We start from the raw sequence: 24,268 nt of genomic DNA, 5'->3' as shown, positions 1-24,268 counted from the left end.
GGATTCATGGCGCCGGCCGGGCAAGCACAAAGGCGGCTCACGGGCTGCGACAAGACCGTTCCACGATCGTCCGCGCCGGTATAGCATCGCCAGCGAAATCACTGACTGGCCCCTCAGGAGGCAAAACATGAGCAACGGAAATGGCGTCACCGCGACCCTGTCGCAGGGTGTGGAAACTGTGAAAGAAACCGCCGGCAACGTTGGCGAGACCATCGCCCACACCGCTGAAGAAGTGGTCGCCTCGGTGAAGAAGACCGCCAAGCGCGCGCGCAAGGCTGCCACCACCCAGGTTGCCAAGGTCAAGAAGGCTGTCAAGAAGGCCGAGAAGACCGTCGCCAAGAAGGCTGACAAGGCCGCCAAGTCGGTCGGCAAGAGCCTGGCCACGGCCAAGAAGAAGCTGGAAACCGCCAAGAGCAACGCCAAGGCCGAGGCCGCCGCGCTGACCAAGAAGGTCGCCAAGAAGAAGGCCGCTGCTGAAAAGGCCGTGACCAAGACCACCAAGGCTGCCAAGAAGGTTGCCGGCAAGAAGGTCGCCACCGCCAAGAAGGCCGTGACCAAGAAGACCGCCGCCGCCAAGAAGGTCGTGGGCAAGAAGGCTGCCACCACCAAGAAGGCTGTCGCCAGGAAGTCGGTTGCTGCCAAGAAGGCCGTGACCAAGAAGACCGCCACCGCCAAGAAGGTTGTTGGCAAGAAGGTCGCTACCGCCAAGAAGGCTGTGGCCAAGAAGTCGGCGGCCACCAAGAAGGCCGTGGGCAAAAAGACCGCCACCGCCCGCAAGACCGTTGGCAAGAAGGTCGCTGTCGCCAAGAAGACCGTCGCCCGCAAGTCGGCCGCCACCAAGAAGGCCGTGACCAAGAAGACCGCCACCGCCCGTAAGACGGTCGGCAAGAAGGTCGCTGTCGCCAAGAAGACCGTGGCCCGCAAGTCGGCCGCCACCAAGAAGGCTGTCGCCAAGAAGACCGCCGTTGCCCGCAAGTCGGTTGCCCGCAAGGCTGCACCGGCCAAGCGCGCCGCCAAGACCGTGGCCCGCAAGGCCCCGGCCAAGCGCGCCCGCAAGTAAGCAGGTAATGCACGGCGCCTGCCCCTGGGCGGGCGCCGTGAACATCGAGGAAACGCACCATGGCTGTCAGGATCGATCAGAAGATCACCGGGTATGCCGTCGTCACCCCCGAGGAGACGCGCCAGGCAGCGCCCACCGCCGCCCCGCTCCCGGACGCCGCCAACGACATCGTGCAGATGCACGAGCGCATCGAGCACCCCGACGTCCTGGTCGGCAACACCTACAAGATCAAATCGCCGATGGTGGAGCACGCCTTTTACGTGACCATCAACGACATCGTGCTCAACCCGGGCACCGAACACGAGCTGCGCCGGCCCTTCGAAGTGTTCATCAACTCCAAGTCGATGGAGCACTTCCAGTGGATCGTGGCGCTTACCCGGATCATGTCCGCCGTGTTCCGCAAGGGCGGGGACGTGACCTTCCTGGTCGAGGAAATGAAGGCCGTGTTCGACCCGCGCGGCGGCTACTACAAGATCGGCGGCGCCTACATGCCCTCGCTGGTGGCCGAACTGGGCAGCATCGTCGAACACCACCTCAAGTCGATCGGGCTGCTGCAAGACCCGGAGATGAGCGCCGCGCAACGCGCGCTGATCGCCGAAAAGCGCCGCGAGTACGAAGCGCGGGAGAGCGAAGAGCTGGCCATCACCGGCGACGGCGCCAGCTTTCCGCCCAGCGCCAGCATGTGCGAGAAATGCTTCACCAAGGCACTGGTGTTCCTGGACGGCTGCGCCACCTGCCTGAATTGTGGGTATTCCAAGTGCGGGTGAGCTGACGCCGATGCGCAACCTGGACTTCAGCTCCTGGCAGGCCATGCTCTCCACCTTGGTCGGGCTGGCGGTCATCACCCTGATCGGCGTGGCCATCCGCCTGGTGTTCATGCAGACGCTGCAGCAGCGCCGCGAGCGCGAGAACCGCCAGATCAACGAGCGGCTACGCACCCTGATTGCCGCCTACAAGACGCTCGGCGGGTCGTTCACCGGCGCGCTGCATGTCGATCCGCGCCACCTGCGTGACCTGCGCCAGGCGCCTGGCGAAGGCGACGAAACGTTGAACCTGCCACTGAGCACCGGCAGCGACCGTGCACGCCGGATCCGCGATGCGGTGGAAGCGGCGCTCTCGGACATCGTGCTGCTGGGCACCGACGACCAGGTGCGGCTGGCCGCACACGCGGCCAACGAACTGGCCGCAGGCCGCGCGGTGCCGACCGCCGAGCTGGTGGTATCGCTGCGCGACTTCATCCGCGAGGCGCTGGACCTGGCGCCCATTCCCGCCAGCGTGGCGATTCCGCGCCAAGGCCCGGCGCGGCCTGCGGCCGGTGGTGCGCGGGGCAAGGCCGAGGCCGGCGACCGCGCCGGGGGCAAGGGCGGCGGCGGTGGTGGCATGGGCGGCATGGGCGGTGGGGGCGCCGGGATGGGCATGGGCCACGGCCAGGACGACGACAGCAGCCACGCGCGCTGAGCGGGGCGGTGGCTGCTTGGGCCGTCGTTTGGACCGATACAGCGCCTGCTACTTCTTGAGCTCCACGATCGGTACGAAGCCGCCATAGATCATCCGCTTGCCGTCGAACGGCATGGGATTGTTTTCGGGACTCATGCGCGGGTCTTCCATCATCTTCTTCATGCCGGCGTCGCGTGTGGCCTTGTCCGGCCATTCGATCCAGGAAAACACCACGGTCTCATCCTGCTCCGCTTTTACGGAGCGGAAGAAGTCGGTCTGCTCGCCTTTGGGCACATCATCACCCCAGCACTCCACCACGCGCAGTGCGCCGAATTCCATGAACACCGAATCGCCTTCGTTGGCGTGTTTGATGAATTTGTCTTTGTTGGCGGTGGGTACGGCCAATACGAAACCGTCGATATAGGACATCTGCAGCCTCCGGTAACCGGTGCACCACGGCGGGCACCTTCAAGGAATACGACGCGTGGGGGCGCGGGAAATCGACAGTGCCTCCAGGGCAGGCTGGAGGCGGTGATGATTTCGTTAATCCGGCATATGCGGCCGGAAAATCAACGGGTTAAGTCACTGGCGCGCTGCATTGCAGCGAAGCAAGGGTAAGAAAACCCTTAACGACGGTGAGGAACATCCTGATATTCGCGCGCCGCTATCGGCCTCACTATGCAAGCGCCGGGCAGGCCACCCCAAGGGCCCTGCGGTTTGATGCCAGAGCTGCGTCAGCCGGTGCAACACGGAAGATGGACGCGTTAGCCGACTACTCCCCAAGAGCGGCTTCCCCAGCGCGTGACGCCCTGCAAGGGTATCGTCGTGACCGGATTCCCTTCGCCCTGCCGAATCATTTCGGCATGAGTCCAGCGGCGACCTCTAGATCACTCCCATTCCCTTGAGCCACGCGTTGTAAACGCGAGGTTCATTGTGCGCGGCGAACACACACAGCACACCTGAAAAATGCAGCGCGCGCGTATATGACACGACGCGTCTGAATGGATGCCAAAAATTCGCGTAGCCGAAACCGGCTTACTTCAGGGCGCGTTGTGTCGAATAACGGAGAATTTACATTCCCGATGCAGAAGCCGCTTGTGCCACTGCACGAACGAAACAACAGAAAAGGTGTACCCCCATGAAGACCTCCTTGATTGCCCTGGCGCTCGCCGCCGCTCTGCCGTTCGGCGCTTCGGCCGCTGAAGGCCTGTCCTACAATTACGCCGAAGGCGATTACGTCAAGACCGATGCCGATGGTGGCAAGGCCGACGGTTGGGGTGTGAAGGGTTCGTACGGTTTCCTGCCGAACTTCCATGCGTTTGGTGAATACAACCAGCAGAAGACCGACATCGGCAACTTCAAGGTTGACCAGTGGCGCGTCGGCGTGGGCTACAACCACGAAATCGCCACCAGCACCGACTTCGTGGGCCGCGTTGCCTACAACAAGTTCGACCCGAAGGAAGGCCTGGACTTCAACGGCTACAGCGCTGAGGCCGGTATCCGCACCGCGTTCGGCCAGCACGCTGAAGTCTACGCAATGGCCGGCTACGAGGATTACAGCAAGAAGCACGGCATCAATCCGGATGGCGCCTTCTACGGCCGCCTGGGTGGCCAGGTGAAGTTGAACCAGAACTGGGGCATCAACGGCGATATCAAGATGGATCGCCACGGTGACAAGGAATGGTCGGTCGGCCCGCGCTTCAGCTGGTAAGCGGCGCTTGATCGCTTCGCTACGTGCCTGACTGGCGCAGCGACTAGGGCCCGGCACATGCCGGGCCTTTTTTGTGGGCGCGAAAAGCGTACCGACCAACGGTCGGTACCTACCGCCGCATCCATCGGTTGGCGGCCACCACGGATGGTCGCGGGTCCGAAGCAACGGTTGGCGGCCACCACGGATGGTCCCGGGTGCACAGCAGACGGTAGGCGGCCACCGTTGGTGGTCGCGGGCCCGCAGGCGATAATGCCGCCGCCTCCCGGAGAACCCCATGTCCCAGCCGACCCCACTGCAACACCCCCGTGTCGGCTGTGGTGCCGTCATCCAGCGTGCCGATGGTGCCGTCCTGCTGGTCAAGCGCGGGCGTCCGCCCGAGCAGGGCCACTGGGGCCTGCCCGGCGGCAAGGTCGATTGGATGGAGAAGGTGGAAGATACGGTGGTGCGCGAAGTGCTGGAAGAGACCGGACTTCGCATCGCGTTGGAGCGGCTGCTCTGCGTGGTGGACCACTTCGAGCCGGCGCTGGGCCAGCACTGGGTGGCACCGGTCTACCTGGCGCGCACGCTGGACGACACGCCGGCCGCGTCGCTCGAACCCGAAGCAATCCTTGCCGTGGACTGGTTTGCGGCCGACGCGTTGCCCGCCCCCTTGACCCGCTCCGCCACCGAAGGCCTGGCGCGGCTCGCCGAGCCGCGCTGAACCGCGCGCTATCGCCGCGCCGCGGCGCCGTCGCCGCGCGCCACCGCTTCCACTTCCTCGCGGCTGGTACACGCGGCATCCCCCGGCGTGGTCATCGCCAATGCGCCGTGTGCCGCGCCGAGCTCCACCGCCGCCTGCTCGCCCAGGCCTTCCAGCAGGGCATGCACCACGCCGGCCACGAACGCATCACCGCCGCCCACGCGGTCCAGCAGGTCCACTTCGCGCGCGGCGGAGACGAACAGCGCCTCGCGGTTGCGCAGCGCGCCGGCCCAACCGTTGCGGGCCGCGTTGCTGGCATCGCGCAGGGTGAACGCAACCGCCTGCAGGTTGGGGAACCGTTCCATTGCGCGGAGCGCGGCCGCATCGGCCGGTCCCACATCCTTCGGCGTCTCGCGCCGGCCCAGGTCGGCCAGGTCCATGCCCAGGCAGGCCGCGAACGAGTACTCATCGCCAATGAGCAGGTCGCACTCGGCGGCGATGGCGCAGTTGGCATGCCGCGCCGCGTCCGGGTCCGGATGGCTGTTCCACAGGCTGGCACGGTAGTTGAGGTCGTAGGACACCGCCACGCCATGCCGGCGCGCGGCGCGCACGGCAGCGATGGCCGTCTGCGCGCTGCGCTCGGACAACGCGGCGAAGATGCCACCGGTGTGCAGCCAACGCACCCCGTGCACGCCGAACAGCGTGTCCCAGTCGATCTCGTCAGGCTGAAGTTGTGAGGCGGCCGAGTACGCCCGATCAGACACCCCCAGCGGCGCGCGCACGCCGAAGCCGCGCTCGGTGAAGTTCAGCCCCATCCGCGTGTTGCGGCCAATGCCGTCGTACTCGCGCCAGAGGATCTGGCTGCTGTCCACGCCGCCGGCCTGGATCAGCTGCTGGGCCAGCAGGCCCAGCTCGTTGCGCGGCAGTGCGGTCAGCACCGCCGTGGCATGGCCGAAGGTACTGCTCAACCCGCGTGCCACGTTGTACTCGCCGCCGCCTTCCCATACCTGGAACTGGCGGGCGTTGCGCACGCGGCCTTCGCCCGGGTCGAACCGCAACATCACTTCACCCAGCGCCATCGCGGCCCAGCGTGGGCTGGCGTGCCGGGCCAGCTGGAACTGCTGCGTGCTCATCGTGCCTTGCACCCGAGCACGGCCAGGTCCACGCCATCGGCCATGCGCCGGTAGCCTTCATCGTTGGGGTGCAGGAAATCGCGGGTGATGGCTTCCGGCAGGAACTCCGGCTTGGCCGGATCGCGCAGGATCTGGTCGAAGTCGATCAGCGCATCGAAGCCACTGCGCCCACCGCGCATCCAGGTGTTGAGCGTGGTGCGGGTGCCGGCCGATACGGGTTCGTAGCGGTCCGATCCGCCGAACGGCGTCATCGTTGCGGCAATGACGCGGATGCCGTTGCTGTGCAGGCGCTCGGCCACCTGCCGGTAGCCCAGCACCATGTCATCGGCGTTGCGGCCGGCCACCGGCGGGGTGCCGCCGTCATGGCGGATATCGTTGATGCCTTCGAACAGGATCACCCGGTCCACGTGCGGCAGCGCGATCACATCGCGGTCCAGGCGGGCCAGCGCACTATGGCTGCGGCCATGGTCCATCACCTTGTTGCCGCTGATGCCGGCGTTGACCAGCACCACCTGGTCCGGGCAGGCCTGCTGCAGGCGCGTGGCCAGCAGCGCAGGCCAATCACCATTGCTGCCGCGCGTGGCAGTGGCACCTTCGGTGATCGAATCGCCCAGTGCAACCACCACGATCGGCGTGGTGCTGCGCTCGGCCAGCACTGCCGATACCACGTTCTGCCGGTAGGCCAGCTTCACCTTGTCGGCAACCTCGGCCTGGCGGCCGTCGGCAATGCGCAGCGCGGTGCGCCGCACCGCTGGCTGGGTGGGTTCGGGGAAATACACGGTGAGTGAGACATCTGCCAGCGCCGGCACCGCCATCGGCACCGGGTCGCTGAGCAGCACCGCGCCCACCGGCACGGTGACCTCGCTGCGCCCGTTGAAGGTCACCAGCTTGGCCGGCGTGGCCGTGCCGGTGCGCTGTGCGGTGGCGCCGCCGATATGCAGCGGCGCCACGCCCAGCTCGTTGGTGATGCGGAACCGCAGCGCGGTGGCCGAGCTGGCCAGGCGCATGTCCTGGCGAACGGTCTGGTTGGCGAACTGCACCGGTGCTTCCGGCGTGCCGTCCTGGCGGTCGGGCGCCGGCGAGGCGGTCCAGGCCGGTACCCAGACCTGGGCTTGGGTGGGCAGCGCCGCGGCGCTGGTGGCAAGTGCAAATGAAAGTGCAGTGATCCAGCGCAGCATGGCGGCCCTCCCAGGCGGTCAGCGGTCTATCAGGAGAAGTAGGTGCCGCCGTTGACGTCCACGTTGGCACCGGTGATGAAGCCGGCCGCGTCCGAGGCCAGGTACACGGCGGTGTCGGCTGCTTCCTGCGGGCGGCCCTGGCGGCGCAGCGGGGTGTTGCCGGCCACGGCGGTGCGCACTTCCGGCTTGGTGAACTCATCGTGGAAGCGGGTGGCAATCATGCCGCAGCACAGCGCGTTGACGCGGATACCGCGCGGGCCCAGTTCCTTGGCCATGGCGCGGGTGAAGGTCATCACCGCGGCCTTGGCGGTGGCGTAGATCGAGGCGCCCGGTCCACCGCCATCGCGGCCGGCCTGCGAGGCGAAGTTCACGATCGCGCCGCCTTCGGGCATGTGCGGCACCACCGCATGGGTGGTCAGGTAGACCGAGCTCATGTTGAGGTCCATCACCTTGTGGAAGAACGCCGGGTCGATCTCGGCCAGCGGGCGGCGCTGCACCATGCCACCGGCCACGTTCACCAGCACGTCGATCCGTGGCCCGAACGCGGCCTGGGTGGCGGCAACCATGCCGGCCACGGCCTGCGCGTCGGTCACGTCGGCGCGGTGCACGATGGCGGTGCCGCCGGCGGCCTGCACCTGCTGCAGGGTGTCCTGCGCGCTGGCTTCGTCGTTGGCGTAGTTGATGCACACCTTGGCGCCGGCCGCGGCCAGCTTCAGCGAGATCTCACGGCCGATATCGCGGCCGCCACCGGTGACGATCGCCACCTTGTCCTTGAACTGATTCATTTGGTACTCCAGTGATGCGAGGGGGAAAAGGAAAACCTCAGCGGGAAGGCGGCGCGTCGAGCTTCTCGACGCGTCCGGTCACCAGCCACAGGGCAAGCAGGGAAGCGGGCACCAGCGCCGCCACCAGGATGAAAATGGGTGCATAGGAGTCGCGGGTCATCACCGGCACGAGCCAGGTGGTGATCAGCGTGCCGGCCACGGCGGCCATGCCGCCCAGCCCGGCCAGCGAGCCGACCGATTTGCCGTTGAAGATGTCGCCGGGCAGGGTCTGGATGTTGCCGATGGCGATCTGGAAGCCGAACAGCACGAAGGCAATGGTCACCACCGCCCACACCGGGTCGGTGGCCAGCACCGCGCCCAGCAGCGCCGGGGCCATGATCGCCCCGCCCAGGGTGATGACCCATTTGCGTGCGCGGTCCACGCTCCAGCCGGCCCCGATCAGCCGCCCGGACAGCCAGCCGCCGCCGAGGCTGCCGATCATCGCGCCCACGTAGGGCACCCAGGCAAAGATGCCGATCTGCTTGATGTCGAAACCGAAGGTATCGGCCAGGTAGATCGGCAGCCAGGACACGAACAGCCACCAGATCGGGTCGATGAAGAAGCGCGTGGTGAGGATGCCCCAGGTCTGCCGGTGGCCCAGCAGCTGGCGCACGTTCGGCACGTATTCGACCTTGGGCATGGCCGGCTGTTCGGCCGGCGCATCCAGGATCAACGCGCGTTCGGCCGCGCTCACCCACGGGTGCTTGTCCGGGCCGGCGCGGTAGATGATCAGCCACGGCAGCAGCCAGACGAACCCGATGGCGCCGATGAGGATGAAGGTGCCGCGCCAGCCCAGCCACAGGAACAGCACTGCGATGAGGGGGGCGGAAATGATGGCGCCGATCGACGCGCCGGCGTTGAACACGCCTTGCGCCAGGGCCCGCTCGCGTGCCGGGAACCATTCGGCGTTGGCCTTGACCGCGCCGGGCCACGCGCCTGCTTCGCTGATGCCGAGCATGGCGCGCACGATGCTGAAGGACAGGATCGAGTGGGTTACCGAATGCAGCGCGATCGAGATCGACCACACCGCAATCGACAGCGCAAAGCCCATGCGGGTGCCGATGATGTCGAACAGGCGGCCGAACACGAACTGGCCGGCGGCGTAGAACAGCATGAACACCGTGACCAGCAGCGCGTAGTCTTCCTTGGTGGCGCCTACGTCCTTGGAAATCTGTGGCCACATCACCGCCAGGGCGTTGCGGTCGATGTAGTTGATCACCGTGGCCACCGCGATCAGCGCCACGATCAGCCAGCGCACGTAGGAACGGGTTCGGGTGCTCACGTTCATTTGCCGCCCTTGCCGGTGGCCGTATCGAAGCGCTTCCAGCCACCGCTCCAGTTCCAGCGTTGGCCGTCGGCGCTCACCTCATGGCTGCCGCCCCTGGACGGGTCATCGGCAATGCCCAGCGCCACGCGCTGGCCACCGGCCAGGTCCAGCACCAGCACGCTGGCGTCCTTGCCACGGTAGTGAGCCAGGCGGTCGATGCGGCTGTTGGCGCCGCGCACGGTTTCGGCGGTGCCGTCGTACTGGCCATGCGGTTCCAGCACGCCGTAGAAGGTAGTGGACGCCTGGCCATCCACGCGCTGCAGCAGCAGCGGTTCGCGGCGCAGGTTGAACGAAGGATCGTTCGCACCGCTCTCGCCGATCAACGCCCGCGCCGGCGCGGTGCTGGCGAAGCGGTAGGTGTAGAAGCGCCCGTCCAGCAGCCAGGTCAGGCTCCGCGCCTCAGTGCCCGGTTCGCTGGAGGCATCCACCCACACGTGCTGGTAGCCGTTGGCCTTGCCCAGCACCGGGCGCGTGGTCACCGCCGACTGCGCCTTGAAGCCCACGTCCATGATGTGGCCGTTGAGGTGCAGCGGCAGGTCGTAGCGGGCCGGCGTGCTGCCGTCCACGCGCAGCAGGTCCAGCACCACCGGCTGGCCCAGCGATGGGTGCGCGAGCAGCGCCTGGGTGCGGGTGAAGCTCACCCCGTCATACGCACCGTCCATGCGTGCCGACACGATCTGGGTGTCGTCGGTCACCGCGAACAGCAGCGGGGCGGGGGCCAGCGGCTGGCCCTTCTTCCAGTCGCCGCCGAAGTGGCTCTGCTCGTTCACCACCAGCGTGTTGTGCGCCAGCGTCTGCCGCGCCCAGCTGGTGTTCTCGGGCAGGTAGATGCCGCCGGACTTGGCTTCGATGTTGAGGAAGCGGGCGGCGCCGTAGTCGGTGACCACGCGCTGGCCGTTGTCGTAGAACAGCCAGTTGAGCTTGTCGAAGTGGCCGTGCCCCATGCCCTGCTTGGTGTTCTTCATCACCAGTGCCTGGCCGTCTTCGCCACCCATGCGCAGGATCGCCAGCGCGCCTTCGGTGCCGTCCGGGCCATCGCGCAGCAGGGTGGGCACGAAGGCATAGGGCTTGGCCTTGTCTTCAGCCAGCGCCCTGGCCACCTGCAGCCCTTCGGGCGAGAGCAGCACGCGCTTCTGGCCCTTGGCGACCGACAGCAACCGTGCATCGCCGGTGTTGGCGTACGCGATGTCGATGCCGGCCACCAGCTCTTCGGTGTCCAGGCCCTTGTCCAGGATCGCGTCGTTGATCGGGATGAAGTAGCCGCCGTAGCTGCTCTGCACCAGCGCATCCACCGCCTTGAGCAGCACCCCGTCGCGGCGCTTGAAGATGTCGCGCTGTGGCTCGTTGCGCTGCACGGCGTTGGCGAACAGGATGAAAGGCGCCAGCGCATAACGCTGGTAGTACGGGCCTTCTTCGTAATAGCCATCCGGCGAGAACAGCTGGTCCACCTGCTTGAGGAAGCCGGCGCTGCCATCGCGCCTGCTGCCTTTCAGCGCCTGGTCCACCAGCACCGGATCGCGCAGCACGTAGCCGGTCATGCCGGTGGCGGCCACCGCCCAGGTGGCGTGGTTGTGGATCTTGTCGAAATTCTCCGGGTTGCCGCTCAGGAACTGCGCCATCGCCCGGAATACGTTGTCGTCTATGGTGCGGCGTTCGTCGGCGCTGAGGCTGTCACGGATCGCGTCGTAGCCCTGCACTGCGTTGACCAGCCACACCGAATCATTGAGCGTCTGCCAGAACAGCCGCCCGGGAATCTGCCCGCGTCCTTCCGGATGCGCGCCCAGGCCGGGGTACAGCGTGGCGTAGCCGAGGAGTACATCGCGCGCGAAGTTCGCATACGCCTTGTCGCCGGTGAGCCGGTACAGCGCGCCGGCGGCCTGGATGGCCTGGTAATTGCGCTTGTGCTGTTCGTGGGTGTAGCCGCCGCCCTTGTCCTTGGGCACCGGCACATCAATGCCGGCCTTCATCATCGCGCGCACGAGCTTCTCGGCACGGGCCTGTTCCCTGGCGAACATCGGGTAGCCGGCGCCATCGCGGCGCATCTGCTCCCACTGGGCGGCGGTGACCAGCACCGGTGCGCTGCCGGCTTCGGCACCGCGCGTGGCGGCGTTGGGCGCCTGGGCGTGCGCGGCGGGCAGCGCGGCGGCGCTGAAGGTGGCCGCCAGCAGCAGCATCAGGGGCGTGGAACGCGTCATGGCAAAGTCTCGGCTGGGATATCGGACTGCAGCGCCGCCGTAGCGGTGAACGTGGTGTTGCGCAGGCGCAGGTGCGGCTCGCCTGTCTGGTGGGTGAAACGCACCCGGCCGCTGCGCAGCCAGGTGGTGTCGCTCAGGTGGGCCTGCTGCACGCCGTGCAGGCGCAGGCTGGTGTCGCCCACGTTGCCGACCTGTTCCAGGCGGCTGCCGCGCAGCGCGAAGGCCGGCCCGAAGGTGCTCTCATCGATGCCGCCGCGGTACAGGTTCACCAGCGGGCCACCGATGCGCTGGAAGATCGAATCGACAATCTCCACCGTTTCGGCGTTGTAGGTGCCCAGGTCGTCGGTCTCGGCGGCGGAGGCGATCACGCTGCCGCTGATGTCGTTCACCGTCACGCCGTGCAGCCGGATCAACGCGGCGAACGTGCCCTTGCCGGTGTTGATCACATCAAAGGCCTTGTTGCTGCTCAGGTCGTGGATGCGGCTGTTGGCGATCTCCAGCGTGTAGTCGAAGGCCTGGCTGCCCGGCGGTACGCGGATCACCGCGTTGCCGGCGGCATCCGGCGCCAGGCTGCCGTCGATCTCCAGCCCGGCCAGGCGCAGCGAGCCGCCGGGGCGGATCTCGAACAGCGAGGGCCGTGAGAAACGCAGCGTGGCCTTGCCCTTGGCCGGGCCGATCACGCTCAGCGGGTGGTTTACCGCCAGTACCTGGCTGATGCGGTAGTCACCGGGCTGAAGCTGCAGGCGGTCTCCCGCGGCGCTGGCCGCCACGGCGGTCACCAGGGTGTCTTCGCCCGGCGCGACGCGATGCGCGCGGCCGCTGTCCAACGCGGTCTGGGTGACCTGTTTGGGATACCACGCCACGCCGACCTGTTCGCGCGGCACCGGCGCCAGGTCGCGCGGTGCGCCAACCTCAATACCGGCCGGCGGATACTGCAGGCCGTTGGCCGCGCGCTGCAGGGTGAGGCTACGGCCCTGAACGCCGTTGGGGAAACCGGGCGACGCCGCCGGGCTCTGCACGTTGCCACTGAAGGCAAAGCCGGCAAGGTCGCCCTGCGTGCGCAGCAGCTCGCCGCTGCCATCGCCGACGAACAGGTTGTCGGCGATCTTGCTGCGCACCGGCATCGCGTTGCGCTCCTCGTCCAGCCCGGCGCCGAGGAACAGGTAGCGCGCCTGCACGAAGCTGTTGTGGCTGATCAGCGCGTTGTCCACCTGCTCATAGCGGTTGAGTGGCGCATCGCGGGTGCCGGCCATCACCGCCAGCGCCGAGGCAAAGCCATCGCCGGCCACGCCTTCGAAATAGTTGTCGCGCACGATCTGGTCGCGGTTGATCACCCGCACCCCACCGGTATGGGGCTTGCCGTTGCCCAGGAAGATGTTGCGCTCCACCACGTTGCCGTGGCCGTGGCGCAGCACCATCGAGCCGCGCGATTCCTTGAACACGTTGCCGCGGTAGAGGTTGCCACCGGATTTGTTGGAGACGATCTCCACCTCGCCATCGCAGTGCTCGAACCAGTTGTTCTCCACCACCGTGTTCGAGGCCGACTGCGAATCGTGGCTGGTGCCCACCCGGATGGTCTCGCCGCCGTTGCTGCCCAGGTTGGGGCGCGGCCCGAACCAGTTGTGGTCGATGCGGTGGCGGTTATCCAGCCCGCTGGTGGCATTGCGCACCACCACCAGGGTGGTGCCGGCGTTGGTCTTGCCCACCAGCTGGTTGTGGTCGAAGCGATTGAAGCGGCCGTACATCGCCACCCAGTTGTCGGACTGGGCGCGGTCGGGCTTGTTGTAGCCATCAATCACGATGCCGGTGACCCGGCTGTGCTCGGCCCAGGCCTTGGAGGAGCTGCGGAAGCTCACCACCTCACCACCCGGCGCCCAGCCATCGCGGAACACCAGGTTGGAGACTTCCAGGTAGGCCCCGGCCAGCCGCAGCTGCGATTGCCCGCTCAGGATCACCTTCCCGGGCGTCTGCGCGGTCAGACGAATTGGTTGACCAATTGTGCCGGTACCCATCAGCAGAAGATCCACATCCCGCCACGTTCCATCGGCCAGAACGACAGTATCGCCGGGCTTCAGGCCCTTCGCAGCGGAAACGTACCCAGCCGCGTCGTGCACAAGGTACTCGGCCGACCAGGCAACGCCAGGCAGCAGCGCCAGCACGGTAGCGGCGGTTCCCAAACGCCGGCCAGTCCGGCTGATCGGCCCCATAACGCATGGACCCCACCGAAACCAACGCTGTACCGCCCTACTCACAACCTCAGCTTGTTGCTGTGCCACAGGCTAACCCTCCCAGATCACCATGGACGCCAACACGAGTCCGGATGGTAACAGCCTCGACCGCAACAACGTCAACCACAATCGCATACCACTTTAGGCATATGTGGTTGGCCATTTGCGCAAATATCTGCTGCATCCGCACATAAAATTGGTTGTAACTGGCCTAGGTGCATCACCGGGGTAGACTTTAGTACCAATTCATTGACATTGGTCCTTCAACCGTGAATCTTCCGGATCGAATCCGTGTAATCGGACGATCCATCCTGGGAGGGAGATCACGATGTTGCATGACCGCCGTACGGCCTCGCCACGAGGCTTCCGCCACACCGCGCTGCACAGCGCGCTGTTCTATGCCCTGTGCGCCACCGCGGCCCTGCCGCTGGCCCACGCACAGGACGCCGCCCCGGCCACAGCGCCGGCGCAGGCCACCACCCTGGACCAGGTCCAGGTGACCGGTACCCGCGGCACCATCCAGACCTCGATCGACAAGAAGCGCGACGAGACCGTGGTGTCCGACGTGCTCTCGGCCGAAGACATCGGCGACCTGCCGGCGCTGTCCATCGGCGAAGCCATCGAAACCATCACCGGCGCCTCCACCCACCGCGAGAAGGGCGGCGCCTCGGAAATCTCGATCCGTGGCCTGGGGCCGTTCCTGGGCTCGTCCACCTTCAACGGCCGCGAGGCCACCAACGGCAGCGGCGACCGCTCGGTGAACTTCAACCAGTTCCCCTCGGAGCTGATCAACACCGTGGCCATCTACAAGACCCAGCGCGCCGACTTCGTCGAAGGCGGCACCGCCGGTACGGTCAACATGGAAACCGTCAAGCCGCTCGAGTACGGCAAGCGCACCTTCCAGCTGGACGGGCGCGGCACCTGGCAGGAATACGACGACCGACTCAAGGACGGCGACGGCGTGGGCTGGCGCGGTACCGCCAGCTACATCGACCAGTTCGATTTCAGCGGCGGCGGCAAACTTGGCGTTTCGCTCGGCCTGCAGGCGCTTGAAGGCAGCAATCCCGAAGAAATGTTCTCCAGCAGCACCACCTGGGCGGCCTGCGATGGCCGCGAAGTGGTCGGCGCCACCCGCAACTGCACCCAGGTCAACGGCAACGACGTGGCCAACGGCGTGCCGTACTACCTGGTGCCCGGCAGCCGCCTGTATCGCCAGTTCATCGAACACGACAAGCGCGATTCGCAGTTCGGCGCGCTGCAGTGGCGGCCCAACGACGCGGTGGAAGTGAACCTGGATTACCAGCACTCCAAGCGCGATTACACCGAAGACCGTTCGGACCTCACGCTGTCGTCGATGATGCGCAACCTCAACAACCGCGTGGTCAGCGATGACGGTGCGCTGATCAGCCACACCGGCAGCACCACCATCGATTCCACCGGCAACTTCCTGGAACGCAACGAGGAATACACCGGCGGCGGGTTCAACGTGATCGTGCGGCCCGGCGCGGCGTGGATGTTCTCCACGGATCTGTCCTACTCCAACACCCAGCGTTCGCAGATCGAGCGCTCCACCCGCCTGCGTGCCGGTCGTACCGACGTCAACGGCAGGCCGGTGGCCGGCATCAAGAACACCCGCTATGTCGACTACACCTACGACTACAGCGGCGATGTGCCCAGCATCTACCTCGATCCGGCGTTCGACGTGAACAACCCGGACAACTTCACCGATTCAGCCCTGATCCGCCGCCGCCAGCAGGACCGCGAACACACCATCCGCGCCGGCCGCTTCGATGCGGCATTCACCCCGGAAAGCGGCTTCTTCACCGCGCTCAAGGGTGGCCTGCGCCGTTCCGAAGCGACCTACACCGACTTCACCGACACCGTGGATGTCACCACCACCAATGTCGCCGCGATCCGCGCCGCCAACCAGGCCTGCCGCCAGGCCTTCCCGCAGGATGATTTCCTGGCCAACGCCAGCGGCAACACCATCGACCAGTGGGCCACCTTCGACAGCCGCTGCCTGTTCAAGGCCTTCACCGGCGTGGATGACACCGGCCTCAGCGCGGACCTGCGCGACCCGGCCAACAACGATGTGACCGAGAAAACCAGCGCCATCTACCTGATGGGCGACTACAGCAGCGAGTGGTTCGGCGTGCCGGTCACCGGCAACATCGGCGTGCGCTGGGTGCACACCGACGTACGTTCGATGGGCCTGCGCAGCGGGCTGGACGTGGTCAACAATCCCGACGGCACCGTGACCCTGCGACCCACCGGCGATTTCACCCGGCAGGTGCTCAAGGCCAGCAACAACGAATGGCTGCCCAGCTTCAACGCCGCCTTCGAACTGCGCCCGGACCTGCTGCTGCGCGTGGGTGCCTACCGCGCGATGTCGCGCCCGGACCTCGCCGCGCTCGGCTACGGCCGCAGCTTCAACCTGGACGAGGTGGATACCGAGTTCGGCAGCGTGGCCGATGCACTGGGCAACATCACCGCCACCGGCAACCCGCGCGCCACCCCGCTGATGTCGTGGAATGCCGATGTCTCGCTGGAGTGGTACGCCAACGCCGATTCCATGCTGTCCACCGCCGTGTACTACAAGCAGTTCAATGGTGGCTCGGTGCCGGTGGTGGTGGGCGAGAACTTCGACATAGACGGGGTGAGCGTCACCGTGCCGGTGGAGCAACTGGCCACCAGCGACCAGAAGAGCGACCTGATTGGCTTCGAGCTCACCGGCTCGCACAGTTTCTCCTACCTGCCGGGCATCTTCGCCGGGCTGGGCGTGAAGGCCAGCTACAACTACGCCCATTCCAACTTCAAGACCGAAGACCTGCGCCTGGGCGAGTCCACCGATCCGGTCACCGGCATCGTCACCCCGGGCATCGTGGAGCCGGCCAACATCTTCGGCCTGTCCAAGCACGTCGCCTCGGCGCAGGTGTACTGGGGCCTGGGCAAGCTGGACCTGCAGGCCATCTACAAGTACCGCTCCGATTACTACCAGCAGTTCGTGGGCGACCCGGCGCAGAACCGCTACGTGCGCGACAATGGCTCGCTGGACTTCCGCGCCACCTACAAGGTGAACAAGCACCTGTCGGTATCGCTGTCGGCCAGCAACCTCACGGACGAGCCGCGGGTGTCGGATATGCCCATCCTGGGCAGCTTCCGCGAGTACACCACCTACGGCCGGCGGTATTATCTGGGGGTACGCTACCGTTTCTAAGCGCAACTCCGGTTCCCAGCCACCGTACAGCCAGGCCTTGAAGATGTCCGAACCCCGCCTTTACCAGTCCATTGCCGCTGAAATCGTCGCGCTGATCGAGAAGGGCGAATTCCCGCCCGGCTCGCGCCTGCCCGGCGAACGCGACCTGGCCGAACGGCTGGGGGTGAGCCGGGTCACGGTGCGCGAAGCGGAAATTGCCCTGGAGGCGCAGGGCCTGATCACCATCAAGACCGGTTCGGGCGTGTACGTGAAGGCACGTCCGGCGGCCGCCCCTGGCGCGCTGCCGGATGTATCGGCATTCGACCTCACCGCCGCCCGTGCGGTGATCGAAGCCGAGGCGGCGGCCATGGCCGCCAGCCGCATCACCGATGCGGAAGTGGAAATGCTGGAAGGGCTGATTGCTGCCATGACCGACCCGGCCTCGAGCGAGGCGGCGGCCAGCGAGGCCGACCGCCAGTTCCACCTGGCCATTGCACGCATTGCCGGCAACCCGGTGGTGGAGCACTGCGTGCAGCTGATCTGGCGCATGCGCAACGAGTTGCCGCGGGTGCGCCAGGTGTATGCCAACGTGTGCCACAACGACGGCGATACCCGCAACGACGAACACACCGCCATCCTTGATGGCCTGCGCCTGCGCGACCCCGGCGCGGCGCGCACGGCAATGCGCAATCACTTCCAGCGGCTGTTCGAATCGATGCTGGAAGCCACGGAAAACGAAGCGCTGGCGGAAATCCGCCGGCGCACCCAGCAGGACCGCGAACGGTTCCTGGCCGCCACCGCGCGATAAGGGGGGCTTATTCCCCCTGGTACTGCTTTTCTTCCACCAGCTGTGAGCCGGCAATCCGGTTGATCTCGTTCTTTACCTTCACCCGCTCGCCGTTGGTGCCATAAACACCGCGCGCCAGCTGGATGAACTGATCATCGAACACCTGCGCCGCTTCCTTGTCGCGCAGCTGGTCCTGGATGTCCCACATCCGCACGTTGATTGCCTTGAGCTGGGTCTTCAGCGCCTCCAGCCCCGGCTGCGCGGCCAGCTGTTCCTGCAACAGCGGCAGCAGCCCATCCAGTTCGGTGCGCACGTTGGCCACCTTGCCGGCATCGGTGATGCGTTCGGCCTTGATTTCCAGGATGGTGATCTTGTCGATCAGCTCGCCAATCGATATCGGGGTCAGGATCGCGTCCACGCGTTTCTCGCTGCAGGTCAGTCAGGGCCGCCATGATAGCGCGGGCCGCCTGAAGGCCTGGTGGGCAGCTTTTACGCCGAATTTGCGCGCCCCGCCGCTGCGGCGCATGGCGCCTTTACGGCCACGCTCACCACACTGTGCGCTTCAACGGCGCGGCCGTTTTCAGGAGTGGTGGACGTGGTGGCAAAGCAGGAAAAAGGGCGCGCACTGCGCCGGATGAGCGGCGTGGTACTTGGCCTGGCGCTCAGTGGCTCGGCGCTGGCGGGCGTGGACGGTAACGCCACGCTGACCTCCGATTACGTCTGGCGCGGCAGCTCGCAGACGATGGAAGATCCCACGGTGCAGGCCGGGGTCAAGCTCAGCAGCGAATCGGGCTGGTATGCCTCGGTCTGGGGCTCGGGGGTGTCGTTCGAACCGGATGCCGGTGCACGCAGCGAATTCGACATCGTCGCCGGCTGGAGCGGTGCGCTGGCGCCGGATTGGGCGCTGGACGTCAACCTTACCCATTACCTGTACCCGTCCACCGACGTGGACCTGGACTGGACCGAGCTCAACAGCACGCTGACCTGGCAGGAGCGCTACTGGGTGAGCGTCGGCGTTTCCGACGACGCCCTGGCCAGCGGCCGCACCGGCACGTACGCCCAGCTGGGTGCACGGCTGCCGCTGAGCGAGCAGTGGCGCATCGAAGGCGCGGTGGGCCAGTACTGGCTCGACAGCGCGTACGCCGACGACTACCTGCACGGCCAGCTCAGCGCCATCTGGAAAGTGCATGGCCCGTGGGAGCTGCGCCTGACCGCACACGACACCGACCGCGCCGCCAAGCGCCTGTTCGGCAGCAACGCCGGCTCCCGCGTGGAATTCGCGATCCAGACAACGTTCTGAGGTGCGGGCGGTGATTGAAACCGCACCGTTTCGCCAGCGGTCATGCCTTACCGGGGTACCCACCCGCGCGTGCGGTCGATAGGGATGCGACCCTACCGGCGTCGCCCATGCCGCATCGCCAATGCGCACCGACCAGGGCCGGTGCGCAAAAACCTGCCCGTCGGCGCGCCGGGAGGGTAGGGTCGGTTCCCAAACGACCGCCGATAGGGTCCATCAGCGCATTGACGCATGGACCCCAATCGAAGCAGCGCCTTACGCTGGACGAACGCGCAGCGTCAAACCCTTCAGGAAATTACGCAGCAGCTGATCGCCGCACGCGCGGAAATTCTTATGATCCGGCTGCCGGAACAACGCCGACAGCTCCGGCTTCGAGACCGGGAACCCGGCGCTCTCGAAGATCGAATGCATATCCACATCCTTCAGCTCGAAGGCCACCCGCAGCTTCTTCAGCACCAGGTTGTTGGTGATGCGCTTTTCCACCGGGCGCAGCGGCTGGCTTTCATCGCGGCCGCGGAACTGCACGATCAGCCCGTCCAGGAAGTGCGCCAGCGTGCGGTCATCGCAGGCCACGAACCCTTCCTCGTCTTCCTTGCGCAGCCAACCGGGCACATCGGCCTTGTCCACCACGAATGCCGGGTCGGCCAGGGCACAGATTTCCGCAATCTTTCCGTCGCTAAGGTCGAGCATGTAACGGATGCTGCGCAGTACATCGTTGTTGATCATGAGACGTCCAATACCGCCGACGCGGCTGCGTGGCTGGCGGCCATTTTACCCCCACCAGCCACCGGGCCCCGAAAAGGCTCGTTCCGGCTGTCATCTGGCTGCCATGAAAGTGAAGCACAGTGCGCTCCTCAGGCATCAACAGGCAGTGGAGCAGGCAATGCGCAGGTGGCAGGTTCTGGCGGGTGTGGGCATGGTCTGGCTGGCCGCAACGGCCTCGGCCCAGGCCCCGTATGTGGCGATTGAACAGCGCGTGGACCCGCAGCAGCTGGCCCGAGTGGGGCTCACCCCCGCCCAGCTGCAGACCTTGAACCGCCTGCTGCGCGAGGCCGACGCCCGCGCCCCGGCGCCGGCTCCGGTGGTTGCCGCGGCAGCCCCGGCACCGCTGCCCGGCGCGCCCACCCCGGCCCCGATGTTCCCCGGCCTGGACGATGGCCCCATCCATGCCAGCGTCACCGGCCAGGTCGATGGCTGGCAGCCGGGCACCGTGTTCACCCTCGACAACGGCCAGCAGTGGCAGGTGCTCAAGGGCGAGATGAAGCTCAAGGCCAGCCGCAGCAACCCGCCCATCGTGGTGGTGCCGGGCATTGCCGGGCGCTGGTTCCTGCAGGTGGATGAAGACCTGCCCAAGGCCCGGGTGTTCCGCATCCGCTGATTCCGCCAGCGCCCGCCAACACAGCGCGGCGCAGGGTGCGAAAATGGTCGGGAATCCCACGGAGACCCCCGATGACCCGTACCGCTCTGATTACCGGCGCCACTTCCGGCTTTGGCGCCGCCGCCGTCCATCGTTTCGCCCAGGCCGGCTGGCGCGTCATCGCCACCGGGCGCCGTGCCGAACGGCTGCAGCCGCTGGTCGATGCTTACGGACCCGAGCGCGTACATGCGGCGGTCTTCGACGTGCGCGACAACGCCGCGATGGAAGCGGCCCTGGCCGCGTTGCCGGCCGGCTTCGCCGACATCGACCTTCTGGTCAACAACGCCGGCCTGGCCCAAGGCACCGCCCCGGCCCAGAGCGCCTCGCTGGAAGACTGGCGCACCATGATCGACACCAACGTCACCGCGCTGGTCACGCTCACCCACCGCCTGCTGCCGCAGCTGGTGGCGCGCAAGGGCGCCATCATCAACATCAGCTCGGTGGCCGGCGTGTACCCCTACCCGGGCGGCAACGCCTACGGCGGCACCAAGGCCTTCGTCAGCCAGTTCTCGCTGGGCCTGCGCTCGGACCTGCACGGCACCGGCGTGCGCGTGACCACCATCGAACCGGGCATGGCCGAGACCGAATTCACCCTGGTCCGCACCCACGGCAACCAGGCCGCCTCGGACACGCTCTACACCGGCGCCAACCCGATGACCGCCGAGGACATCGCCGAGCAGATCTTCTGGGTGGCCAACCTGCCGGCGCACCTGAACATCAACCGCCTCGAACTGATGCCGGTCAGCCAGTCGTTTGCCGGCTTCCAGGTTGCGCGCGACTGATCAGGCTGCCGTCCATACCGCGAGCTCATACCCATCGGGGTCGCGGAAATGGAACCGGCGCCCGCCCGGGAAGTCGAAGGCCGGCGTGGAAATGGCCGCACCGGCCTTTTCCACCCGCGCCTGCGTGGCGTCGAGGTCATCGGCATACAGGATCACCAGCGGCCCGCCAGCGCGTACCGGCCCATCGGTGGTGAAGCCACCGCGCAGGCGGCCGTCGTTGAATTCGGTGTAGCCCGGGCCGTAATCGGTGAAGGTCCAACCGAACACCTCGCCGTAGAACGCCTTGCTGCGCGCGATGTCAGCCACGTTGAATTCGATGTTGTCGATGCGGTGGTTGTTGCCGTCTGAGCTGCCCATGCGTGTTCCGTACTGAGGGATAGGTGGATACCGTATCAAACCGCGCTGTCATTGATGACGTGGGTCGGTAGGGTGTTGAGCGGTGTCCACTCGAACTTGTGCCTGCCCAGCGCTGCCTGGATGAGTGCCATTCCCGCCGGAGTATCCAAGGACTGGGAAGCGCCAACGTGTTCCCACCCAGACGGAGCGCCGTGCCGGTGATAGGACAGATACACCGTCGAATCTTCAAACTGGCGTGACTTCCAGCTCAACATCGGCATGTCCTCGATCGGAGGTGTCAGGCCCAGCAAGCAGGCATGCAGTTCGGCCGCCTCCGCATGGGTGGCGGTGTGATCAGGTGTGGTGGTCAGGAACTTGACTGCCTGCACAGCCGCGCTGTCTCCATCAGGAAACAAGTGCTGCAGGCCGGGGCGACTGAGCGGCAACAGCCTGGATCGGGCCGCCTTGAAGCGAACCCGCGATACAACCTGACCCTTGAGCTTGGCGGTAGGGAACTCGCACAGGCCTTTGCGTCCGATCACCGTGTAACGCAGTAACGCTTCCCACAGCGCCCCTTCAAGCGAATCAGCCGCATAGAACATGGCATGGGTGCCCGGCAGCGCGAAGCGAGCCCTGCTCGCAGGATTGGGCAGGGCTGCATCAAACACGCCTGGGTGAACCCGATAAAGCTCCCCGGTAGGGGGCTCGAACCAAACCGGTTCGTCGGTCAACCAAGGTGTGCCACCCGGCATCAAGGCTCCTCGCTGAACTCGGCTTTGGCCGCGGCCAACACACGATGCGGATGGGTTGCCAGCACCTCGGCGGGCGTGTGGCCATCCAGCAACACGTGGCCGGACTGAAACCATTCCACTTCGCCCCAGCCGGTACTGCGGCGATCAGTATCAAGAAATGGACCCGGCTCGTGCAGCACCTTCAGGATCTCTTCGAGGTGCATGACGGGCTGCCCATCGCGTTGGAACTGCCACTGCGGAAAGCGCCAGCTGCCACCCGGCAAGGGAAGATAGACACCGAGCAGTTTTCCTGAGCGACGGTACTTGGTTGCCAGATGGCTGGCGTTCCCGGCGGACGAGCCCAGGTTGCGGCTTACCTCCGCTGCGGTTGGCCATTGACTGGCGAGTTTCATCCGGCGCGCAGCCGCGTCCTGTTCGAGCTGCTGCGGCTCCGCGTGCTCGGAAGGCTGGCCGTACACACGCCGATAGAGCTCTTCAATCGCGAACAGCCTGGCCTCTGCAACGCATGAGAAGTCGATCAGCAAGTGATCATCCGCGGCGCTGCCCCGAAGTGCTTTCAGCGAATCCTTGATCGACGTCCCGTGCATATGTCTGGCGGTACTGTCCGTGCCCAGCAGAACGTAGTGATACGTCGGCTCGCCCTCGCGAGGAAGAGGGATATTGGCATGTCTGGTGTAGTGCAAAGACATGAAGGCTGTAAGAAGGGCACTTTGGAGATGGTCGTGCGCTGTCTCGCCACGGAGATCGATGACGCGAATGACTTCCTCGCGTGCGCGCTGCGCGGCACCCAATTTGAGGGTGAGCTCCTTCATCGGCTTGATGCCGATCCTGGAGGTCAACTCGCCATTGGATTCGCTCACTTCCAGATAGGAAACGTCATGGGCGATACGCATGGGGCTCTCCGATAACCAGTGCAGTGCCGATCCCCGGAAGGGGATGCAGGAGCATAGGTTAAACCGGTTAAACCGACAATGAGCGAGGCGCTGCACCATGAAAAAAGCCCCGCAATGCGGGGCTTTCGGGGTAACTCGCAGCCGACTGACAGTCGGCTCTACCTGTCGGCGCTACTGCGCCTTGATGGCCATCGCCTGCAACCCGGTACCGTCCAGCTTTTGCTTGGCTTCTGCCAGCTCGCCGGCGGTGCCGTACGGGCCCATGCGCACGCGGTATACGGTCTTGCCGTTGATCTGCGCCGATTCCACCCGCGCCGCCAGGCCGATCATGGCCAGCTTGGCCTTGGTGGCTTCGGCATCGCCCGATGCCCCGAAGGCGCCGGCCTGCAGGATGTAACGCACGTTGTTGGCCGGCTCTGCTGCCGCCGTAGCCGGCGCGGCAGCAGCAGGGGTTTCCGGCTTGGGCGTGGCCGCAGCCGCAACCGGCTTCGGCTGTGCAGCGGCGGCTGCCGGGCGCTCGGCCACCGGCGCCGGCAACGGGGCCGGTGCAGTGGTGGCGGTGGCTGCGGTAGTCGGTGCCGGCGTGGCCGCGGGAACCGGGCGGCCTTCCAGCGCGGCCTGCGCGCGCTGCGCTTCGGCCTTGGCCCGGCGCTGGTCTTCGGCACGCGCGCTGGCGGCCAGCTCCGCATCGGACATTTCCACTTCCTTGCCCGGAAGCAGGGTGTAGAAGTCGTACTGCGTGGCGGCGGGCTTGGCCGGCTCGGCAGGTTTGGCGGCCGCACCCGGCTTGGGCAGTTCGGCGCCCACGTCGGTGTCCGCGTCGCTGACCGGGGCCGGCTGCGCGTTCGGGTCCGGCTGCGGGCCTACCCGCAGGAAGCCGTCGCCATCGTTCTTGAACAGGTTCGGTGCCGCCAGGAACACCACCGCGGCAATCGCCACGCCAGCCACCAACCACACCCATCCGGGCGTGCCTTGGCTGGTGTTGCGTCGGGCCTGGGTCTTGCCGCGTCGTGCTGCCATTTACTGCTTCTCCACT

General features: G+C 66.3%; 23 protein-coding genes. 10 read left to right on the top strand and 13 right to left on the bottom strand.

The window, feature by feature from the left end:
• The first annotated feature begins 127 nt into the window (after window positions 1-127).
• From QE395_RS16915 to QE395_RS16905, 3 genes are read left to right on the top strand one after another with little or no spacing between them, the layout of a single operon-like run.
• Window positions 128-1,060, top strand: coding sequence for a histone (locus QE395_RS16915; protein ID WP_306989993.1), 933 nt, complete (start codon window positions 128-130; stop codon window positions 1,058-1,060).
• A 59-nt stretch (window positions 1,061-1,119) separates the two neighbouring features.
• Window positions 1,120-1,827, top strand: coding sequence for an NrdJb (locus QE395_RS16910; protein ID WP_306989992.1), 708 nt, complete (start codon window positions 1,120-1,122; stop codon window positions 1,825-1,827).
• 10 nt (window positions 1,828-1,837) lie between these two features.
• Window positions 1,838-2,518: a hypothetical protein gene (locus QE395_RS16905; RefSeq protein ID WP_306989991.1), complete on the top strand. Its 681-nt coding sequence runs from the start codon at window positions 1,838-1,840 to the stop codon at window positions 2,516-2,518.
• Between the two features lie 48 nt (window positions 2,519-2,566).
• On the opposite strand, the gene QE395_RS16900 is transcribed toward QE395_RS16905, so the two are convergent.
• Window positions 2,567-2,926: a DUF1428 domain-containing protein gene (locus tag QE395_RS16900; protein WP_210133076.1), complete on the bottom strand. Its 360-nt coding sequence runs from the start codon at window positions 2,924-2,926 to the stop codon at window positions 2,567-2,569.
• Window positions 2,927-3,635: 709 nt separating this feature from the next.
• Here QE395_RS16900 and QE395_RS16895 point away from each other — a divergent pair.
• Window positions 3,636-4,208: an Ax21 family protein gene (locus QE395_RS16895; RefSeq protein ID WP_093534988.1), complete on the top strand. Its 573-nt coding sequence runs from the start codon at window positions 3,636-3,638 to the stop codon at window positions 4,206-4,208.
• A 274-nt stretch (window positions 4,209-4,482) separates the two neighbouring features.
• The gene (locus QE395_RS16890) at window positions 4,483-4,908 is read left to right on the top strand and encodes an NUDIX domain-containing protein (protein WP_217537625.1); all 426 of its coding nucleotides are present in this window, start codon (window positions 4,483-4,485) and stop codon (window positions 4,906-4,908) included.
• Between the two features lie 8 nt (window positions 4,909-4,916).
• On the opposite strand, the gene QE395_RS16885 is transcribed toward QE395_RS16890, so the two are convergent.
• Genes QE395_RS16885 through QE395_RS16860 form a run of 6 tightly spaced genes read right to left on the bottom strand, consistent with a single transcriptional unit; the run spans window position 4,917 to window position 13,751 of the window.
• Window positions 4,917-6,020, bottom strand: coding sequence for a sugar kinase (locus tag QE395_RS16885; RefSeq protein WP_306989990.1), 1,104 nt, complete (start codon window positions 6,018-6,020; stop codon window positions 4,917-4,919).
• The gene (locus QE395_RS16880; RefSeq protein ID WP_306989989.1) at window positions 6,017-7,198 is read right to left on the bottom strand and encodes a GDSL-type esterase/lipase family protein; all 1,182 of its coding nucleotides are present in this window, start codon (window positions 7,196-7,198) and stop codon (window positions 6,017-6,019) included. The genes QE395_RS16885 and QE395_RS16880 overlap by 4 nt, the downstream gene beginning before the upstream one ends.
• Window positions 7,199-7,227: 29 nt before the next feature.
• Complete coding sequence (locus QE395_RS16875; protein ID WP_093534980.1) at window positions 7,228-7,983, bottom strand: glucose 1-dehydrogenase; 756 nt, start codon at window positions 7,981-7,983, stop codon at window positions 7,228-7,230.
• A 37-nt stretch (window positions 7,984-8,020) separates the two neighbouring features.
• A complete protein-coding gene (locus tag QE395_RS16870) occupies window positions 8,021-9,310 on the bottom strand; it encodes an MFS transporter (RefSeq protein WP_306989988.1) in 1,290 nt (429 codons plus the stop codon).
• Complete coding sequence (locus QE395_RS16865) at window positions 9,307-11,544, bottom strand: oligoalginate lyase (protein ID WP_306989987.1); 2,238 nt, start codon at window positions 11,542-11,544, stop codon at window positions 9,307-9,309. The genes QE395_RS16870 and QE395_RS16865 overlap by 4 nt, the downstream gene beginning before the upstream one ends.
• Complete coding sequence (locus QE395_RS16860) at window positions 11,541-13,751, bottom strand: polysaccharide lyase 6 family protein (protein ID WP_306989986.1); 2,211 nt, start codon at window positions 13,749-13,751, stop codon at window positions 11,541-11,543. The genes QE395_RS16865 and QE395_RS16860 overlap by 4 nt, the downstream gene beginning before the upstream one ends.
• Window positions 13,752-14,100: 349 nt before the next feature.
• On the opposite strand from QE395_RS16860, the gene QE395_RS16855 reads away from it, so the two are divergent.
• Together QE395_RS16855 and QE395_RS16850 are read left to right on the top strand one after the other, a co-directional pair.
• A complete protein-coding gene (locus QE395_RS16855; RefSeq protein WP_306989985.1) occupies window positions 14,101-16,989 on the top strand; it encodes a TonB-dependent receptor in 2,889 nt (962 codons plus the stop codon).
• 43 nt (window positions 16,990-17,032) lie between these two features.
• Window positions 17,033-17,776, top strand: coding sequence for a FadR/GntR family transcriptional regulator (locus tag QE395_RS16850; RefSeq protein WP_068854509.1), 744 nt, complete (start codon window positions 17,033-17,035; stop codon window positions 17,774-17,776).
• Between the two features lie 7 nt (window positions 17,777-17,783).
• Here the strand turns inward: QE395_RS16850 and QE395_RS16845 are convergent, their stop codons facing one another.
• A complete protein-coding gene (locus QE395_RS16845; RefSeq protein WP_306989984.1) occupies window positions 17,784-18,173 on the bottom strand; it encodes a DUF6165 family protein in 390 nt (129 codons plus the stop codon).
• 216 nt (window positions 18,174-18,389) lie between these two features.
• Between QE395_RS16845 and QE395_RS16840 the strand changes: the two genes are divergently transcribed.
• Window positions 18,390-19,055 carry a TorF family putative porin gene (locus QE395_RS16840; protein ID WP_095362651.1) on the top strand — a complete coding sequence of 222 codons (666 nt, stop codon included), beginning with the start codon at window positions 18,390-18,392 and terminating at the stop codon, window positions 19,053-19,055.
• 252 nt (window positions 19,056-19,307) lie between these two features.
• Here the strand turns inward: QE395_RS16840 and QE395_RS16835 are convergent, their stop codons facing one another.
• The gene (locus QE395_RS16835) at window positions 19,308-19,778 is read right to left on the bottom strand and encodes a DUF1456 family protein (protein WP_210133083.1); all 471 of its coding nucleotides are present in this window, start codon (window positions 19,776-19,778) and stop codon (window positions 19,308-19,310) included.
• A 157-nt stretch (window positions 19,779-19,935) separates the two neighbouring features.
• Here QE395_RS16835 and QE395_RS16830 point away from each other — a divergent pair, with 157 nt between their 5' ends.
• Both QE395_RS16830 and QE395_RS16825 read left to right on the top strand, forming a co-directional pair.
• Window positions 19,936-20,430 carry a hypothetical protein gene (locus tag QE395_RS16830; RefSeq protein WP_095362606.1) on the top strand — a complete coding sequence of 165 codons (495 nt, stop codon included), beginning with the start codon at window positions 19,936-19,938 and terminating at the stop codon, window positions 20,428-20,430.
• 71 nt (window positions 20,431-20,501) lie between these two features.
• The gene (locus QE395_RS16825; RefSeq protein ID WP_093534970.1) at window positions 20,502-21,251 is read left to right on the top strand and encodes an SDR family NAD(P)-dependent oxidoreductase; all 750 of its coding nucleotides are present in this window, start codon (window positions 20,502-20,504) and stop codon (window positions 21,249-21,251) included.
• On the opposite strand, the gene QE395_RS16820 is transcribed toward QE395_RS16825, so the two are convergent.
• The 4 genes from QE395_RS16820 to QE395_RS16805 form a co-directional block, all read right to left on the bottom strand.
• The gene (locus tag QE395_RS16820; RefSeq protein ID WP_210133085.1) at window positions 21,252-21,608 is read right to left on the bottom strand and encodes a VOC family protein; all 357 of its coding nucleotides are present in this window, start codon (window positions 21,606-21,608) and stop codon (window positions 21,252-21,254) included.
• 35 nt (window positions 21,609-21,643) lie between these two features.
• On the bottom strand, window positions 21,644-22,318 hold the full coding sequence (locus tag QE395_RS16815) for an RES domain-containing protein (protein ID WP_306989983.1): 675 nt from the start codon (window positions 22,316-22,318) through the stop codon (window positions 21,644-21,646).
• A 20-nt stretch (window positions 22,319-22,338) separates the two neighbouring features.
• Window positions 22,339-23,232: a hypothetical protein gene (locus QE395_RS16810; RefSeq protein WP_306989982.1), complete on the bottom strand. Its 894-nt coding sequence runs from the start codon at window positions 23,230-23,232 to the stop codon at window positions 22,339-22,341.
• 171 nt (window positions 23,233-23,403) lie between these two features.
• Complete coding sequence (locus QE395_RS16805) at window positions 23,404-24,252, bottom strand: SPOR domain-containing protein (RefSeq protein ID WP_306989981.1); 849 nt, start codon at window positions 24,250-24,252, stop codon at window positions 23,404-23,406.
• Window positions 24,253-24,268: the final 16 nt, after the last annotated feature.

This window comes from Stenotrophomonas sp. SORGH_AS_0282 (assembly GCF_030818125.1).
GTDB lineage: Bacteria > Pseudomonadota > Gammaproteobacteria > Xanthomonadales > Xanthomonadaceae > Stenotrophomonas > Stenotrophomonas rhizophila_A.
This window is presented reverse-complemented; position numbering and strand designations above follow the sequence as displayed.

What these genes read in the sequence shown, in the direction of transcription:
- QE395_RS16915 (WP_306989993.1), top strand. Translation starts at nt 128, where the DNA reads ATGAGCAACGGAAATGGCGTCACCGCGACCCTGTCGCAGGGTGTGGAA.
- QE395_RS16910 (WP_306989992.1), top strand. Translation starts at nt 1,120, where the DNA reads ATGGCTGTCAGGATCGATCAGAAGATCACCGGGTATGCCGTCGTCACC.
- QE395_RS16905 (WP_306989991.1), top strand. Translation starts at nt 1,838, where the DNA reads ATGCGCAACCTGGACTTCAGCTCCTGGCAGGCCATGCTCTCCACCTTG.
- QE395_RS16900 (WP_210133076.1), bottom strand. Translation starts at nt 2,926, where the DNA reads ATGTCCTATATCGACGGTTTCGTATTGGCCGTACCCACCGCCAACAAA.
- QE395_RS16895 (WP_093534988.1), top strand. Translation starts at nt 3,636, where the DNA reads ATGAAGACCTCCTTGATTGCCCTGGCGCTCGCCGCCGCTCTGCCGTTC.
- QE395_RS16890 (WP_217537625.1), top strand. Translation starts at nt 4,483, where the DNA reads ATGTCCCAGCCGACCCCACTGCAACACCCCCGTGTCGGCTGTGGTGCC.
- QE395_RS16885 (WP_306989990.1), bottom strand. Translation starts at nt 6,020, where the DNA reads ATGAGCACGCAGCAGTTCCAGCTGGCCCGGCACGCCAGCCCACGCTGG.
- QE395_RS16880 (WP_306989989.1), bottom strand. Translation starts at nt 7,198, where the DNA reads ATGCTGCGCTGGATCACTGCACTTTCATTTGCACTTGCCACCAGCGCC.
- QE395_RS16875 (WP_093534980.1), bottom strand. Translation starts at nt 7,983, where the DNA reads ATGAATCAGTTCAAGGACAAGGTGGCGATCGTCACCGGTGGCGGCCGC.
- QE395_RS16870 (WP_306989988.1), bottom strand. Translation starts at nt 9,310, where the DNA reads ATGAACGTGAGCACCCGAACCCGTTCCTACGTGCGCTGGCTGATCGTG.
- QE395_RS16865 (WP_306989987.1), bottom strand. Translation starts at nt 11,544, where the DNA reads ATGACGCGTTCCACGCCCCTGATGCTGCTGCTGGCGGCCACCTTCAGC.
- QE395_RS16860 (WP_306989986.1), bottom strand. Translation starts at nt 13,751, where the DNA reads ATGGGGCCGATCAGCCGGACTGGCCGGCGTTTGGGAACCGCCGCTACC.
- QE395_RS16855 (WP_306989985.1), top strand. Translation starts at nt 14,101, where the DNA reads ATGTTGCATGACCGCCGTACGGCCTCGCCACGAGGCTTCCGCCACACC.
- QE395_RS16850 (WP_068854509.1), top strand. Translation starts at nt 17,033, where the DNA reads ATGTCCGAACCCCGCCTTTACCAGTCCATTGCCGCTGAAATCGTCGCG.
- QE395_RS16840 (WP_095362651.1), top strand. Translation starts at nt 18,390, where the DNA reads ATGAGCGGCGTGGTACTTGGCCTGGCGCTCAGTGGCTCGGCGCTGGCG.
- QE395_RS16835 (WP_210133083.1), bottom strand. Translation starts at nt 19,778, where the DNA reads ATGATCAACAACGATGTACTGCGCAGCATCCGTTACATGCTCGACCTT.
- QE395_RS16830 (WP_095362606.1), top strand. Translation starts at nt 19,936, where the DNA reads ATGCGCAGGTGGCAGGTTCTGGCGGGTGTGGGCATGGTCTGGCTGGCC.
- QE395_RS16825 (WP_093534970.1), top strand. Translation starts at nt 20,502, where the DNA reads ATGACCCGTACCGCTCTGATTACCGGCGCCACTTCCGGCTTTGGCGCC.
- QE395_RS16820 (WP_210133085.1), bottom strand. Translation starts at nt 21,608, where the DNA reads ATGGGCAGCTCAGACGGCAACAACCACCGCATCGACAACATCGAATTC.
- QE395_RS16810 (WP_306989982.1), bottom strand. Translation starts at nt 23,232, where the DNA reads ATGCGTATCGCCCATGACGTTTCCTATCTGGAAGTGAGCGAATCCAAT.
- QE395_RS16805 (WP_306989981.1), bottom strand. Translation starts at nt 24,252, where the DNA reads ATGGCAGCACGACGCGGCAAGACCCAGGCCCGACGCAACACCAGCCAA.